Annotated in this window: 11 protein-coding genes; 7 read left to right on the top strand and 4 right to left on the bottom strand. The window is 71.1% G+C overall.

All coding sequences use genetic code 11. From position 1 onward, the window contains the following. Positions 1 to 553: 553 nt before the first annotated feature. Both DMH08_RS13905 and DMH08_RS13910 read right to left on the bottom strand, forming a co-directional pair. On the bottom strand, positions 554 to 1,345 hold the full coding sequence (locus DMH08_RS13905) for an HNH endonuclease (protein ID WP_158642303.1): 792 nt from the start codon (positions 1,343 to 1,345) through the stop codon (positions 554 to 556). 133 nt (positions 1,346 to 1,478) lie between these two features. Next, the gene (locus tag DMH08_RS13910) at positions 1,479 to 2,237 is read right to left on the bottom strand and encodes a hypothetical protein (RefSeq protein ID WP_125614401.1); all 759 of its coding nucleotides are present in this window, start codon (positions 2,235 to 2,237) and stop codon (positions 1,479 to 1,481) included. Between DMH08_RS13910 and DMH08_RS42370 the strand changes: the two genes are divergently transcribed. Next, the gene (locus DMH08_RS42370) at positions 2,230 to 2,364 is read left to right on the top strand and encodes a hypothetical protein (RefSeq protein ID WP_267898544.1); all 135 of its coding nucleotides are present in this window, start codon (positions 2,230 to 2,232) and stop codon (positions 2,362 to 2,364) included. The two genes, DMH08_RS13910 and DMH08_RS42370, sit on opposite strands and share 8 nt — an antisense overlap. 114 nt (positions 2,365 to 2,478) lie before the next feature. On the opposite strand, the gene DMH08_RS40115 is transcribed toward DMH08_RS42370, so the two are convergent. Beyond that, positions 2,479 to 2,643 (bottom strand): hypothetical protein, encoded by a 165-nt coding sequence (locus tag DMH08_RS40115; RefSeq protein ID WP_157432880.1) that lies wholly within the window; start codon positions 2,641 to 2,643, stop codon positions 2,479 to 2,481. A 94-nt stretch (positions 2,644 to 2,737) separates the two neighbouring features. Here DMH08_RS40115 and DMH08_RS13915 point away from each other — a divergent pair, with 94 nt between their 5' ends. The 5 genes from DMH08_RS13915 (at position 2,738) to DMH08_RS13935 (ending at position 12,005) form a co-directional block, all read left to right on the top strand. Then, a complete protein-coding gene (locus DMH08_RS13915) occupies positions 2,738 to 3,832 on the top strand; it encodes an endonuclease NucS domain-containing protein (RefSeq protein ID WP_125614404.1) in 1,095 nt (364 codons plus the stop codon). A 128-nt stretch (positions 3,833 to 3,960) separates the two neighbouring features. Continuing rightward, positions 3,961 to 7,764 (top strand): DISARM system helicase DrmA, encoded by a 3,804-nt coding sequence (drmA, locus tag DMH08_RS13920; protein WP_125614438.1) that lies wholly within the window; start codon positions 3,961 to 3,963, stop codon positions 7,762 to 7,764. A 2-nt stretch (positions 7,765 to 7,766) separates the two neighbouring features. Continuing rightward, entirely contained in the window at positions 7,767 to 9,668 is a 1,902-nt protein-coding gene (drmB, locus tag DMH08_RS13925; RefSeq protein ID WP_125614441.1) for a DUF1998 domain-containing protein, read from the top strand. Beyond that, positions 9,665 to 10,429, top strand: a complete 765-nt coding sequence (drmC, locus tag DMH08_RS13930; protein ID WP_125614444.1) for a DISARM system phospholipase D-like protein DrmC — start codon at positions 9,665 to 9,667, stop codon at positions 10,427 to 10,429. Before drmB ends, drmC begins: the two co-directional genes overlap by 4 nt. A gap of 58 nt (positions 10,430 to 10,487) precedes the next feature. Beyond that, positions 10,488 to 12,005 carry a serine/threonine-protein kinase gene (locus DMH08_RS13935; RefSeq protein WP_233617579.1) on the top strand — a complete coding sequence of 506 codons (1,518 nt, stop codon included), beginning with the start codon at positions 10,488 to 10,490 and terminating at the stop codon, positions 12,003 to 12,005. A 341-nt stretch (positions 12,006 to 12,346) separates the two neighbouring features. Here the strand turns inward: DMH08_RS13935 and DMH08_RS13940 are convergent, their stop codons facing one another. After that, positions 12,347 to 14,488: a TerD family protein gene (locus tag DMH08_RS13940; RefSeq protein ID WP_125614447.1), complete on the bottom strand. Its 2,142-nt coding sequence runs from the start codon at positions 14,486 to 14,488 to the stop codon at positions 12,347 to 12,349. Positions 14,489 to 14,681: 193 nt separating this feature from the next. Between DMH08_RS13940 and DMH08_RS13945 the strand changes: the two genes are divergently transcribed. Further along, on the top strand, positions 14,682 to 15,899 hold the full coding sequence (locus DMH08_RS13945) for an alpha/beta hydrolase (RefSeq protein ID WP_199747780.1): 1,218 nt from the start codon (positions 14,682 to 14,684) through the stop codon (positions 15,897 to 15,899). The last annotated feature ends 58 nt before the right edge of the window (positions 15,900 to 15,957 follow it).

Genomic DNA, 15,957 nt, shown 5'->3' on the forward strand with positions numbered 1-15,957 from the left:
CGGCAGTGATTGTGAGAGTAGTGCGGCCGTGTGTTATGCGAATGTCGCTGGCGATTGTGGCCGTTGCATTGATTGTCCGATGTGCGAGAATCGCGCTATTCGTAACGCGCGGCCGTAGTTCGCGGGGCCGGTAGACGAGATCAAGCAGTGCTCGGAGGGGCGGGCACGGGCCGTCCCATGGGCGCGAGAGTTCCCACAGTGGGGCCGTGGACGAGGAGCGCCGCGTTGAGCCGGGGCGACTCGAGAGAAGCGCCGGGGTTGCTGGGGTCCGGGTCGGGCCTCGACGGTGCCGTAAGGCGGGTTCAATCGGCTGACGCCAGCGGAGTTCCCTGGGTTCAAAGCGAGTCCCGTCTGGTAGTTCGCGCCTGGTCTGTCCCCACCCCACGCCCGTCTGCCGGTTCGTGCGCGGGCCGTCCGTCCGTTGGCGTGTCCGCTGGACGCGGTCGTCGTGCGGGCATGCGCTCGTTCGGCTTCGGGGAAGATGTCTGTCAACTGACAATTGATGCGGCTTGCAATCACGAGCCGATCGCCACAGATCCACGGGCGCACGCCACTAGTGTGACTTCCCTTGGTACGCGAGGACATCATCAGACGGCCACAGGCGCACATCGACCGGAAGCCTCACGTCCTGCCCATGAAGATCCGCGGCGATGCGCTTATCTGCGTCAGTCCATCTTTGGCTAGGTACCTTAGCGTGGTGACACACGATTCGCCGGTCAATTGAGATGCCGAGGATCCCGTTGTCGAATAGCGCGTGATGAGTGGAGCACAGCAGCAAGCCGTTGACAGGCGATATGCGTTGCTCGGCGTTTGCGTCGTTCCACGGGATGATGTGGGCTGCTTGGAGCGCGGCTTTTAGTGAAAGCCCGCAAAAGGCACACTGCTGTCGGTAGGCATCCAGGAGCGCGAGGCGGAAGATGACCTGGGCGATGCCTCGATCTCTGACCTTCCGGTACACCTCTCCCGCATCGTGGGGGTTATTGATGACGGCGCGAGCTAGCTCCGCAGGGGTGGAGTCTTGCGCCGCGAACTGGAACGGATTGGGGAGAGTGAGCCACGGATATGCGAAGACCTCTTCGTAGCCTTCATCGAGGCGGGTGGCATCCCACGCAATGAACCCCTGTCCGGGCTGTCCACGGCTCTGGTTGACAACGAGGATGGTTAGTGGCGGCTTATGCTCGTGCAAGCACCAGTCCTGGATCACGGCCAGCACATAGCGAAGCGGCCGCGGATGAATACCCAGATGCTCCGCCAGCTCGGTGTAGGTGACCTTCGACCGTTGCGACGCCCTCGTAGTCAAGAACGGCCATGTGCGAAACGCGCGCTCGTACTGGTTAACAGACACAGAAACCCTCCTCGCGCACAAGCTAGGCGGACGACGCGACTGCGGCAGCGGTAGCCGTGACTCACGCTGTTCAGTACCCTAGTGGGGAGGATACTTACCTGTCAGTGACCAACGTGACCACGGTCACCATTTCCTATGCACGCGCCCGACCATCCAACAGTGAACCTTTTCGGCACTGATATCGAAGGTCGTCGGGCATCGCGGGAGTTGTGGTCACGGTCTGTCGGACGTATACGCCCGACAGCGGCAACCGGACGCTTCGGCGCTGCCGGTAGGGGAGATCCTCGGTGGCCTGGCGCAGCATACGGAGGAGGCTCAGGAGCGCTTCGGGCAACGGATCGGCTTCGAGAGTGGGGCGTGGCCGGGCTGCGGGGCGGCCGCCCCTTTTCCTGCATCGTTCCCGTTGCGCCTCGTCCAAGAGGCCTTCCCACTCCGTGCGGGTGCGGAGGGGGTGGCCGTCGGCTCGTCCTTGGAGGTAGGTGACGAGGAAGTGGACCGCCGCCGGGTTGGACGGGGTGCTCTTGCCGGAGAGCCAGTCGCTCAGTGAGGCGTCGCGGAGCCGGATCGGCGGCTTCTGTGCCTGTCCCTGCCGGATGAGTTCGGCGTAGATCGGACGGCCCGCCGCGTCGTACAGGTCGCGCAGTGCGGCGGCGAAGCGCTCGGCGGCCCCCGGTTCCGGACTGCCCATCCCGCGTCCCCTCACCTTCGGACTCCGGATCCGGACTGAACGTCCACCGGAAAACCCGTCCATCCCCCGTCGCGCCAGGCGACGCCGTGTACAAGCCTGCCGCATCTCGCCGTGCTGATCGCCGGAAATCGGCTGAACCATTCGGATCAGGTTCACCGGCCCGGAGGAGGTCGGGCGACGGGAGGACTTCATCATCATGCTCATCAAGTGCCGGGACAATGCGCGTCGGCTTTGGGACGCGATTCGGCGGGATGTCTCGACGTGGGGGCCTTACGTGGAGCTGGCCGCCCTGCTCCTCGCCACGGTGCAGATCGTGCTCGAACTCTTCTGACGACGGTCGGCCCGTCCCGGGCCGCGGCGGCGGCGAGCTCGGGACGGGGCGGTCAACGGAACAGGTCGTCCATCTCCGCTTTGCCGGCGCGGCGGCGGAGCCACTAGTCGAAGATCAATCGAATCCCAGTGCCATGAGCGGGCTGAACACCGCGATCGTGGTCCAGGACTCTTCCGGGTCGCCGATCTTCACCAGGGCGTCCCACAGCAGTCCGAAAGCCAAATAAAAGCCGATCCGAATTGCCGGGTGGGGCAGCCTGGCCGTTCGCTTCTCGGGCATGGCCGAAGTATGGCACCGGCTGAGTGGAATCGAGAGGGCGATTCCCCAGGGGGTAGCTTTGCTGTCTCAGGTCGGTGGGGCGAAAGGAAACGCGGTGTCGCTGGAGATCGGGCTGTGGCGTGTCGATGGTGCGCCGGAACGGGTCGCTTTGTCGTCCATGCCGCTGGAGGCGCGGCTCGAGGAGCTCATCGAGGCCGATCCGGGGATCCTGGGGACGCCGCTGCTGCTCATCGGCCGCCAGGTGCGGACCGAGTACGGCAAGTTCATCGACCTGCTCGGACTGGACGCCGAGGGGACGCTCCACATACTCGAACTCAAACGGGATCGAACGCCGCGCGAGGTCATGGCGCAGCTCCTGGATTACGGCTCGTGGGTGCAGGACCTCTCCAACGAGGACATTCGCGAGATCTTCGCCGGGTACATCAGGACGAGCGGTGCCGGCACGGACCTGGATCAGGCGTTCGCGGAGCGGTTCGGTGCGAGCCCTCCCGAAGCCCTGAACACCGCGCACACGCTGACCGTGGTCGCCGGAGAGGTGGACGCGTCCACGGAGCGCATCGTGACCTACCTGGCGCGGCGGAACGTGCCGATCAACGTGATGTTCTTCCGCTACTTCGAGGACCAGGGGCGCAAGTACCTGGCGCGGACGTGGTTGATGGACGAGGCCGTCGTCACCGCGTCGGCGGCGGAGTCCAAGGGCCAGGGCAAGAAGGAGCCGTGGAACGGGCAGGACTGGTACGTCTCGTTCGGCGAGGAGGGCGGCGTCCGCAGTTGGCTGGACGCGCGGCGGTACGGGTTCGTGTCGGCCGGGGGTGGCGACTGGTTCTCGCGGACGCTCCGGGCCCTCCCGGTCGGGGACCGGGTCTTCGTGCACATCCCCAAGGTCGGGTATGTCGGGGTCGGCACGGTGTCGCGGGAGGCGCGGCCGTTCGACGAGGCGGAGCTGGTCGTCGACGGCTCGGTGCGGAAGATGACGGATCTGGAGCTCGCCGCCGCCTACCGGCACGACCACCAGCCCCAGGACGGGCAGGATCGCCGGGAGTGGGTCGTCGCCGTGGACTGGCTCAAGACCGTCCCGCACGAGGATGCGCTGTGGACGGCGGGCATGTTCGCCAACCAGAACTCCGCGTGCAAGCTCCGTGCGCGGTTCACCATCGACGTGGCCACTCGGTACTTCGGCCTTGACTGATATGGGACCTTGTTGGCGTTGAACCGCTGGCCGGGTAGCGGCGGCGGCAGGGTGTGAACACGCGATGTCATAGGTATGTGCTTGTGTATCGTGTACACGACATCGACCCCCGTAGGTGGAGGCGCACCGTGAACGAGAGCAGCGAGGGGTTGTTCCCCAACCCCGCCGACGAGCAGCTCACGCTGGTGAAGGGCGACGACGGCCCGCCGGTGCCGCCGCTGGACGTCCCGCAGTCATTCGCCGACGGCTCGTCGTTCGAGGTGCGCGACGAGCTGGAGGAACTGGTCCGCCGAGACCTGCTGGGGCCGTGGGACGGGCCGAGGGAGGAGTTCGCGCCGAAAGCGATGGGGCCGCGGGAGCGGTACCTGGTCGGGATGCTCGGCCCGAAGAACGAGCCCCTGTCGGTGCTGGAGAACGCCGACGAGGTGCCCGACACCGAGGCCGGGGTCCAGGGCGACGCGCGGGAGGGGGAGCTGCCCGACGTCGTCACCCCGCAGGCACTCGGGCGCATCTGGGCGTCGTCCATGGGCCTGTCGTTCTGCGTCCCCGAGGACGTCGACGCGGTCGTCGTCACTGCCAAATGGGGGCGGTACGACCGGCAGGAGCGGGAGGACGAGGACGGCAAGAAGCCGCGCGTCTGGGTCCGCGAGCCGGTGGAGCGCGAGAAGGAGGTGCGGCTGGACGCCGATGGCGCCTACCGGATCCCGCTCACGGCGGAACGGGACAGCGACCCCGGCGTCCTGCTCGCGGTCACGGTGCGGGCGCGCGACGGGCGGCGCGTCGCGGAGATCGCGCTCGTGAACCAGCAGTCGGAGCCGGCGAGCGGCAAGGACACCGCGTGGCTGTTCCAGCCGGAGCTGACGGTGACCGCGCTGGACGGCGCGAAAGCCGTGTTCCTCCCCGTGGACGACCCGGCCGACGGCCTCGCCGCCGTCGCCGACGACCCCGAGGAGATGCACCTGCGGCTCCTCTACCGGCACGAACGCCGGTACGCCAGCGGACGGAACGTGGCCGTGCACGCCGACGTCGCGCCGGGAGAGCGGGTCGCGCACCGGCTCACGACCACCTGGCTGCCGGTGTACGACGTGCCGATGACGACGACGCCGAAGGCCGGGCTCGAGGACGTCGAGCTGCGGATGGACGCCCTCGCCGAGGCCACCGCGGAGCAGCTCGGGGCGGGGCTGCGGCCCCTCGTCGACGGCTACCGTGCGTGGCTCGACGAGCGGGACGCCGAGATCCCGGGGCTGCCCGAGCCCCTGCGGCCCACGGCGCAGCGGGCCGTCCACGACGCGCGCCGGGCCGCGCAGCGCATCGCCGCGGGCGTCGAGCTGCTGTCCGACCCCGCGAGCCCCCGGCACGACGAGGCCGTCCGGGCCTTCCGGTTCACGAACGAGGCGATGGCCCTGCAGCGCCGCCGCACCGCGCTCGTCCCGCTGCGCGAGGAGGGGTGGAGCTTCGCGGAGGCCATGGCGGAGATCGATGCGAGGGGGTCGGCGGCCGCGAGCTGGCGCCCGTTCCAGCTCGCGTTCGTCCTGCTGAACCTGCCGTCCCTCACCGACCCGGCGCACGCCGAGCGCGCCGCCGACCACACCGCCCTGGTCGACCTGCTGTTCTTCCCGACCGGCGGCGGCAAGACGGAGGCGTACCTCGGCCTGACCGCGTACACGTTCGCGATCCGGCGGCTGCAACGCACCCTCGGCACCGGGGAGGACGCCCGCGACGGCCTCGCCGGCGTCGCCGTCCTCATGCGGTACACGCTGCGGCTGCTCACCGCGCAGCAGTTCCAGCGGGCCGCCGCGCTGGTGTGCGCGGCGGAGACGCTGCGCGCCCGCGACCCGGACGTGTGGGGCGACGAGCGGTTCCGGATCGGTCTGTGGGTGGGGGCGGGCGTGTCCCCGAACTGGTACGAGCAGGCGAAGGACCAGGTCATCGAGGCCCGCGACTCCGGGAACTCGAACCGCGCGAACGTCCTGCAGACGCTCGCCTGCCCGTGGTGCGGGGAGAAGCTGCAGGCACACCGAGATCTGGACCTCGACGAGGAGCGGCGGCGCGTCCTGCTGTACTGCCCGCGCGGCGAGGGGACGGACGCGTGCCCGTTCTCGAAGCGGCTCGCGAGCGGTGAGGGCCTGCCGATCCTGACGGTCGACGAGGAGATCTACCGGTACGCGCCGAGCCTGGTCATCGCCACCGTCGACAAGCTCGCGCAGCTCCCGTGGCAGGGTTACGCCGGAATCCTGTTCGGGCGGGTGCATAGCCACTGCCCGCGGCACGGCTACCGCCACGGCGATCTGGACGACAGGACGAACTGCGCCAGTCGGCACAACCCGAGCAAGGGCGGGCTGCCCGCGGTGACCGCGAACCCCGTCCCCCGGCTCCGCCCGCCGGACCTGATCATCCAGGACGAGCTGCACCTCATCTCCGGCGCGCTCGGCACGACGGTCGGGCTGTTCGAGTCGGCCGTCGCGGAGCTGACCGCGTGGCCGTACGCGCAAGGCCGGACGGGGCCGAAGATCGTGGCGTCCACGGCGACGACGAAGCGGGCGCGCGAGCAGGTCAGCGGCGTGTTCGGCCGGGAGCTGGCGGTGTTCCCGCCGCAGGTCACCGACGTCGCCGACACGTTCTTCTCCCGGCGCGAGCCGCTCACGCCGCAGACGCCGGGCCGCCGCTACCTGGGCGTCTGCGCGCACGGTGTGCGGATCAAGTCGGCGGAGATCCGGCTGGCGGAGATCCTGCTGCTGGCCGGGCAGACGCTGTACGACCGGTACGGGAAGCCCGCCGACCCGTACATGACGATGGTCGGCTACTTCAACGCGACCCGGGAGCTGGCGGGGATGCGCCGCTACCTGGACGACGACGTGACGACGCGCGTCCGCCGGGGCGGCAAGCCGAGGGGCCTGTCGGACCGGATCGTCACCCGCAGCGGCATGCTCACCGTCCAGGAACTGACGTCGCGGATCTCGTCCGGCGACATCAGCGACGTGCTGAAACGGCTGGAGCACGGCTTCGACCCCGAACTCGACACGTCCGCGCGCCGCTACGACGCGCCCGCCGAACAGGCGCGCTACTACCGGGAGAGCCGGGACTCCAAGGCCCGCAAGACGGCCGCGCCGATGCACTTCCTCGCGAAGCGGTTCGCCGACCGCAAGGACGCCGGGCTGCAGCCGGTGGACGTGGTGCTGGCGACGTCCATGCTCCAGGTCGGGGTGGACGTCTCCAGGTTCGGGCTGATGGTGATGGTCGGGCAGCCGAAGAACACCGCCGAGTACATCCAGGCGTCGTCGCGCGTCGGTCGCGACGCGGCACGCCCGGGCCTCGTCGTCACCCTCTACAACTGGTCCCGGCCCCGCGACCTGGCCCACTACGAGGATTTCGAGCACTACCACGCCACCTTCTACCGGCAGGTGGAGGCGCTGTCGGTCACCCCGTACACGCGCAGGTCGCTGGACCGCGGGACGGCCGCCGCGCTGGTCGCCGCTATCCGGCACAGCGCGGAGGAGCACTCCCGCAACGGGGATGCGCAGGTCGTCGACAGGTACGACCCGCGCGTCCAGGTGATCATCGAGCGGATGCTGCACCGCGCCGAGGCCGTCGCCCACGAGCGCGGGCGCAGCTACCTGGAGGAGCGGATCCAGACGGTCCTGGACACGTGGGAGCGGGAGCAGGGGCACGGCTCGGTCCGGCTCGGCTACCGGGATACCACCAGGAACAAGCAGACGACGCGGGCGCTGCTCCGGCCCGCCGGGAACGGCAGCTGGCAGACGATGACGGTCGGCATGTCCATGCGGGAGACCGAGAACGAGATCAACCTGCTGTTCCCGGGCGTCGACGCCGTGTTCGCCCCCACGTTCCACGAGCCTCCGTGGACGTTCGGGGCGGCGGAATCCGACACGGACGCCGCGACCGAAGCCCCCCAGAGCGGCGAGGAAGGCTGACCATGACCGGGAGCGCGCTGTTCCACCGCCGGGTCGGCACCGTCCGTCCGAGCCACCTGATGTTCACCAGTGGCGTCGGCGCCCTCGTCGACCTGCCGAACTTCTCCGCCCTGGTCAAGGGGCTGGACGACTGGAGCCACAAGAACGTCCCGAACTCGCAGGCGATCAACGAGCCGCGCCTGCTGGCGGCCGTCCAGTACACCATCGGCAAGAGCGTCCAGAAGCTCATGCCGGCGCCCTGGATGGAGCCGAGCCAGAAGGACCCGACCGGGCAGGCCGCGAAAGTCGGGGTGCCGGTCACACCGTTCCCGAGCTGGCTCCGCTGTACGGCGTGCAACGAGCTCGGCGCCCTCGACTCGGGCGTGTTCGGGTTCGAGAACACCAACATCCACCGGCCGCACGAGGCGCGGTTCTACCACGCCAAGTGCAAGCGGAAGAAGCCGCTCGCGGTCGCCGCCCGGTTCGTCCTGTCCTGCACCAACGGGCACCTCGACGAGTTCCCGTACGGGTTCTTCGTGCACCACGGCGACGCGTGCCCGAAGGCGAGCCACCCGCGGCTGCGGATGGACGACCGGGGCGGCAACCTCGGCGCGAACGTCGAGCTGTCGTGCGTCAACTGCGGGGAGCGCCGCAACATCCGGGAGGCGCAGGGCAAGCGCGGCGAGGAGAACCTGCCGCGCTGCCGGGGCCGCCACCCGCACCTGGCGACGTTCGACACAGGCGGCTGCGGCCGTCCGCCGAAGCTGCTGGTCGTCGGCGCGTCCAACCAGTGGTTCGCGAACACGCTGTCCGCGCTGTTCGTCCCGCGGGCCGGCGCGAGCGCGCTGGACGCGAAAGTCGAGAAGTACTGGACGGTCATCAGCCCGTTCGCCGTGGAAATGTACCCGTTGCTGCGGGAGAACATGCCGGTGTTCAAGGAGTTCGACCAGTGGGACGATGACGAGCTCGCCGAGGCGGTCGAAAGGCACAAGGCCCGCCTTGAGAAGAAGAGCGACGCCAAGGAGGAGACCAAGGGATATCCGGACCTGCGCACCGCCGAATGGGAGATGTTCTCCGGCCCGACCCCCGACCCGGACGCCGACCTCACCCTCCGCCGCGACCCCGCGGGGGTACCGGACGAGTTGGGCGGTGTCTTCTCGGACGTCGTGCAGGCCGAGCGGCTCCGCGAGGTGCGGGCGCTGATCGGCTTCACCCGGCTGGACGCCCCCGACCCCGACGACCCGGACCTGGTGGAGCTCGTCAAGCTCGCCCGTGGCAACCCGGAATGGGTGCCCGCCAGCGAGGTGCGCGGCGAGGGGATCTTCCTGCGGGTCCCCGAGGAGCTGCTGCAGGACTGGGAGAAGCGCGTCGCCGACTCCGACGCGCTCAGGGCGCACCACGAGGCGTACGCGCGGCACCGCCGCAACCGATACTCCGACCGGATCGCGTCCATGGCCGACTTCGACGAGACCGCGCACTGGCCCGGCGCCCGCTTCATCGCGCTGCACACCCTCTCCCACCTGCTGATCCGCACCATCTCGCTGGAGTGCGGGTACAGCTCGGCGAGCCTGTCGGAACGGATCTACTCCGGCACCGAGGACGACCCGCACCGCGGCGGCATCCTCATCTACACGGCCGTGCCGGACGCCGAGGGCACCCTCGGCGGGCTGGTGTCGCTCGCGGAACCGGAGCAGCTCGTCCGGCTCACCCGGCGGGCCCTCACCGACGCGCGGCACTGCTCGTCCGACCCGCTGTGCGCCGAGCGGCTCCCGCGGCACCCGGCGGACTTCCTGCACGGCGCGGCCTGCCACGTCTGCCTGTTCGTCTCCGAGACGACCTGCGAGCGCGGCAACAAGTTCCTCGACCGACGCTTCCTCGTGCCCGTCGACGACAGCGGCCTCGCCCTCTACCCGGACGTGCCGTGACGACCCCGCTCGACCGGTTCGACGCGGCCGTCGGGGACGACGCCGCCCGGCTCGGACCGTCCCGGCTGCGGACCCTCGCCGCCCGCTTCGAGCGGGACGGCGCCGGGCTCGGCCCCGCCGGGTTCGGCGCCGAGTTCGCCGACGCGGCCGCGCGCATCACCGACGCCGCCCGCCGCCTCCCCGCCGGGGACGTCGCCGCGTACCTGCGGGGCATGGCGACGGCGCTCGCGCACCGGGAGGCGGCGGTCCGGGTGGACATGGTGTGGAGCGGGCCTACCGGCCACGCCGTTCCGGTCCGCGCCACCGCGCAGGTCCTCGCCCAGGTCGTGGGCCGTGCCCGGCACGAGCTGCTGCTGATGACGTACTCCGCGCGCCGCTACGCCCCGCTGCGCGCCGCCCTCGCCGCCGCCGTCGCGCGAAACGTCCGGGTCCGCGTCGTCGTGGAGACCCTGCAGGGCGCCGGGAGCGCGATCTCCGGTGCGGAGCCCGCCGCCGCCTTCCACGGGCTCGGCGTTGAGCTGTGGCACTGGCCGGTCGACCGCCGTCCCGACGACACCGGCCGGCTGCACGCGAAGATCGCCGTGGCGGACCGCCGCGAACTGCTCGTCTCCAGTGCGAACCTCACCCAGTCGGGCGTCCACGACAACATCGAGGCGGGCCTCCTCGTCCGCGGCGGCACCGCGCCGGTGCGCGCCGCCGAGCACGTCGACGCGCTCTGCTCCGCGGGCACCCTGCAGCGCATGCACCGTCCCCGACCATGAGAGTCGGGAACGCGGACCCCGCTGGTCAAAGAGCCCGTCGGGACGATTGAATACCGGCGTGACGACGATCGCCGGCAGGTACGAACTCGATCACGTCCACATCGGCAAGGGCGGGATGGGGGAGGTGTGGGGGGCCACCGACACCCGGCTGGGGCGGCGTGTCGCCGTCAAGTTCGTCCGCGTCGACGGCGATGACGAACTGATCAGGCGGTTCCGTCGCGAGTACCGCCTCACCGCGCGGATGGCGCACCCGGGCGTGCCCGTCCTCTACGACGCGGACAAGGTGGAGTCAGGCCCGTTCGAGGGGCGCCTCTACCTGGTGATGGAACTGGTGGACGGCGTCAACGTCGCCGACCTCGTCGCCGAGCACGACCCGCTGCCGATCGGCTGGGCCGCCGCGATCGCCGCGCAGGTCTGCGCCGTCCTCGGTTACGCGCACGGTAAGACGCTCGTGCACCGCGACCTGAAACCGGCCAACCTCATGGTCGACGGGGACGGTGCGGTGAAGGTCCTGGACTTCGGCCTGGCCGTCGCCCTGGACGCCGACGAGCGGTCCCGCCTCACCAGCACCGACCAGATGCTCGGCACCCTCGCGTACATGGCGCCCGAACAGTTCCGTGGGCGTTCCGGACCGTCGAGCGACCTGTACTCGCTCGGCTGCGTCCTGTACCAGATGCTCGGCGGCCGGGGCCCGTTCGAAGGCCCCGACAACGTGTCGTTCATGCACGCCCACGTCTACGAGAAGCCGAAGCCCGTCCGGAGCCTCCGCGCGGACGTCCCGCCGGACCTGGACGCCCTGGTCCAGCGCCTCCTCGCCAAGCAGCCCGAGGCCCGCCCCGCGTCCGCCGAGGAAGTGTACGACGCTCTGCTCCCGCACGCCTTGATGCGGGAGCTTCCCGGGGCGGTCCGCGCCGGGCGCAGCCCCGCCCGCATGTACGCCGACGTCCTCGGCCGCACCTCGGACGCGCCGGCCCCGGCCGTCCTGCCCGTCCCGAGACCGGCGCCGGCCGGCGGCGACTTGGACCTCGGCGACGTCGCCCGCGCCCGGCGGCGCGCCGATCGGCTCGCCCGCGACTCCCGGTTCGGCGAGGCGGCGAGCATGCTCGGCGAGGCCCGCGACCGGGCGGAGAGCGCCCTCGGCACCGGCCACCCCGAGGTCATGGCGTTGCGCCGAGACCACGCGGACGCCCTGTTCCAGGGCGGGGACTACCGGTCGGCGGCCGCGGCGTTCCGCTCCCTCTCCGAGGACGTGGCCCGCCGCGAGGGCGCCGACGCCGAGAACGTCCTGTCGCTGCGGCTGCAGGAGGCCACCTGCCACGCGCTCGGCGGCGACGCCGACCGCGCTCTCGCCCAGCTCCACGACCTGGTCGCCGACCAGACCCGGCTGCACGGCGCCGACGACGCCCGCGTGCTGGACCTGCGCCGCAAGATCGGCCTGCTGCTGCACGGTGCGGGCCGCACCGACGGCGCCGTCGAGGTGCTGGACGGCCTCGCCGACGACCTCGAGCGCCTGCACGGGCCGGACGATCCGGCGCTGCGGACCGTCCGGCAGCACCTCGCCCGGATCGGCGGCTGACCGGCCGCGGAAGAGCGAGACGGGCGCCGCCCTTTCGGGGGGCAAGGAAAGCGGGGAGGGTGAGGATCAGAGCGGTGTGGGAAGAAATCTTTCCCATGGCCTCACCGAAAAGCATGTGGGCATATATCTGGGAGAAAAAGGGAACGGGCGCCGCGGTGTGCGGTGCCCGTTCGCCGAGGGGAGTGAAGGAACTGGGGGAAACGGTGGTCCTCTGGACCATGCTTCAGAAGGAAGTTCCTTCGTGGCCTCGGTCGCGGGAGGAAAGCGAAAGGGCTGGGTTAACTTTTGCAGAGTTGTGAGAAGGAAGCCCTTTCATGGCCTCGCCGCGACGATTCTAACAGTCACGCCGGGATCAGGTCGCGCAGATTTCGCAGCGTGAACGCCTCCGAGCCCTCGGGGAGGCCGTCGGGACGGTCGAGGCCGACGAAGGTCACGGGCTCGTCCGGCAGCGGAACCCCGTCGAGCACCGTGAGCTGCCGCGGCTCCATGAGATCGACCAGGTATCGGACGGTGAGGTAGCGGCGCTCGATGACCGCGCGGGTCAGCGTCGCCGTCGTCACCCGGTTGCCCTCGACGGCGTTGAACGCGAACCCGCCGCGCAGGTGCAGGTGCATCCACTTGGCGTGCCAGTCGCCCTCCTTGCCGCGGACGAACGCGAGCGGAAGGGCCACCCGGGCGGGCCCGTGCAGGTCGGACTTCATCCGGACGGTCCGCGGCTCGAACGGACGGCCCGCCTGCTCGCCGTCGCGCACCATGAACCCGAAGAACGATTCCTCGACGTCGTCGAACCCTTCACCCGAATAGACGTTGACCTGCGGGATGACGAACGATGCTTTGACCTTTCGCAGCGACAGGTTGATGAACTCCGACGCGCCGTCCGGCGCCTCGGTGATGTCGCCGGAATGCTCGCCGCCGACCTTGCGGAGCGACGTGTACGACAGCCACTGCGGGTTCCCGTAGTCGCGGTCGAGCATGAGCGCGGAAAGGTCGTAGTCGGTGCGGTATTCGCGCTGCTTCCAGTAGACGAAGAACCGCAGCAGCTCCCCGTCGACCGGCGAGAGCGAGCCGCGGGGCAGCACGCCCAGGCCGCTCGCGGTCGCCTTCCCGCTGAGGGGCAGCGCGACGTCGAGGACGGCCGGGTCCACGACGAGGTGCGCGGGCGCGGGCAGCCGCCTGCGGACCTCGTCGTCGAGCAGGTCCTTGAGCCGCCGGAACGCGGCGGGGTCGAGCGGCGGCCGGGTGTCGGGGAGGGCGACGCCGCGGCCCGTGCGGTTCGCGAAGACGCGCGTGCCCTTCGCCTTCCTCGTCCGGTTGAGCAGGTGCTCGCGGACCGACAGCAGCACCCGGCCGGACACCTGCCCGGCGGCGCCCTCGGCGGCGTCGAGCACCGCGCCGGACGCGTCCGGGTCGGTGCGCAGCAGCCGGTCCAGCGACCGGAACAGCACGCCGGGCGCGTTCGCGGCGAGCTTCGCGGCGCCGGGGACGTCGCCCGCGCCGAGCAGGGCCTCGACCCGGCCGGCGAACGACGGCGCCTTCTTCTCCCCGCGCGCCACCGCGAAGACGTCCCGCGCGTGCGGCCACCGCGGGTACTCGTGCGGGTGCAGGCGCTCGCCGAGGCGCTTCCACCGCTCGCGGTGCGCGGCCACGTCGCCGAGCTTCGCCGGGCTGTCGCGGACGACCGCGTCCAGGCCCGCGAGGAGCGCGCGGCGCTCGCGGCGGGTCAGCAGGAACTCCGTCGGCTCCGCCAGCGTGACGTCGCCGAGCGACAGCGCGCACGCGAGCCGCAGGACGTCGGTGACCGTGTCGAGCAGGAGGTCGCCGCCCTCGGCCACCCGCACCCGGTTGATCAGGGCGCGGTTCTCCCGCACGGGGATCGCGTCCGGGACCGCGTCGGTGCAGTGCGCGGCGAGCTCGCGCAGGACGTCGAGCTCCTCCTCGGTGAGCGGGGTGGCGCTCCCGGCCAGCGCCAGGAACAGCCGCTCGGCCTCCGCGGCCACCGGGCGCCCCGCGTGCAGGACGGTCAGCCGGTCCCCGGCGCCCGCGACCAGCTCGTCGTGCGCCGCCAGCATCTCCTCGTAGGTGTGGAGGTACTTCCCGTACTTCGGCAGCGACAGGAGGTTGAGCGACCCGTTCACGATCTCGACGTCCGCTTCGGGGTCGGCGAGCGCGCCCACCAGGCAGGACACCCAGAAGTCGAGGGTGTCGGGCACGCCGTGCGGGAAGTCCCGGAAGTAGACGTTGTGCCGGACGTGGTCGCCGACCATCTCCCGCACGACGGGCAGCACCCGCCCGGCGAGGCCGTCGACGGCGTCCCCGGCGAGGCCCGACAGCGCGTCGAGCAGGTCGCCCGACAGCTTGAACCCGGCGGACATGAGCGCGGCGTCGAACCGCCGCGCGGCCGTGCCGCCCGCGCCCGCCGGGCCGTCCGGAACGGGCACCCGGTGCGCATGCCGCACGACGAGACGCTCAAGAGTGTTGGTCACCCGGGAATAGTCGCAATGTTCGCGTTCCTCGCCTACCGGTTTTTGTGGACGCGCCCGCCCCGGCCCCTACCAAAGTCGGGGGCGGGGGAGTCCGGGGGCGGATGTGCGGACGGCCGTCCGGGCGCGACAGTCGTCGCGCAGGCCGCGCCGGAGAACCGGCCCGCGGCACGGACAGTCGGGAGTTGATGCGCCGGTGACCTTCGGATACCTGATCACGCTGGTCGTCGTGGGGGTGCCCGCCCTGCTGGCCCTGTGGCCGCTGCGGCGCCCCGCCGGGCTCGCCGAGGCGGGCTTCGTCCTCAATCTGGGGATCAACGAGATCCCCCAGCTCGGCCTGGCGCTGCTGGCGTCGGCCACGGCGATGACGGCCGCGTCCGGCGATCTCGGCGCGTCCGGCTGGACGGCGGCGGCGCTGGTCGCGATCGGCCTCGTCGCCATCGCCGTGCGCGGCCACCGCTCCGCCCCGGTCCTCCGGCGGGCCCTGGACGACGGCCTCGGGGACGGGTGGCGCGCCGCCGTCGCCCCCGACCTCGCCGCGGCGCTGCGCCGGCGCCGGCCGTACGCGCGGATCCTGGCGATGCCGTTCCGGGTGCGCCCCCGCTCGGTGGCGAAGGCGCGCAACATCGCGTACGGCGATGCCGGGCGGCGCAACCTCCTCGACGTCTACCATCACCGCTCGCGTCCGGGCGGCGCGCCGGTCCTGATCCACCTGCACGGCGGCAAGTACCGGCAGGGGAGGAAGAGCACGCAGTCGATGCCGCTGGTCCACCGGCTCGCGAGCCAGGGCTGGGTGGTCGTCAGCGCGAACTACCGGCTGCGCCCGGCCGCGGGCCACCCCGACCACCTGGTCGACCTGAAGAAGGTGATCGCGTGGGTGCGCCGCCACGGGCGGGAGTACGGCGCGGACCCGGCGACCCTCTTCGTCTCGGGCAGCTCGGCGGGCGGGCACCTGTCCCTCCTGGCCGGCCTCACGCCCGGCGACGCCGCCTTCCAGCCCGGATTCGAGGACGCGGACACGTCGGTCACCGGGGTCATCGTGCTCAACGGCTACTACGGCCCCTACTTCGGCAAAGGCGAGGAGTCGTCGCCGACGGGCCACCTGAGGCCGGACGCGCCGCCGGTCCTGGTGGTGCACGGCGACCGGGACACGATCGTCCCGGTGGAGAGCGCCCGGGACTTCACCGCGCGGTTGCGCGAGGCCAGCACCCGTCCGGTCGTCTACGCCGAACTGCCGTGGGCGCAGCACGCGTTCGACCTGTTCCACTCGCTGCGCTTCGAGGCGGTCGTGGACACGGTCGAGGCGTTCGCCGCCTGGGTGCGCTCGCCCGCGGCGGGTGCGGGCCGACCGGCCGGGGCGGCCAGTGACGGCGTCCGGGCGGCCGGACGGGCCGGCGCGGGGCGTATGCCGTAAATGGGTTGTTGGGGGAGTGGCGGGTTGCCATTCTTGGCCCGGAAAACGGGAAAGGGGA

The sequence above is a fragment of the Actinomadura sp. WAC 06369 genome, assembly GCF_003947565.1.
GTDB lineage: Bacteria > Actinomycetota > Actinomycetes > Streptosporangiales > Streptosporangiaceae > Spirillospora > Spirillospora rifamycini.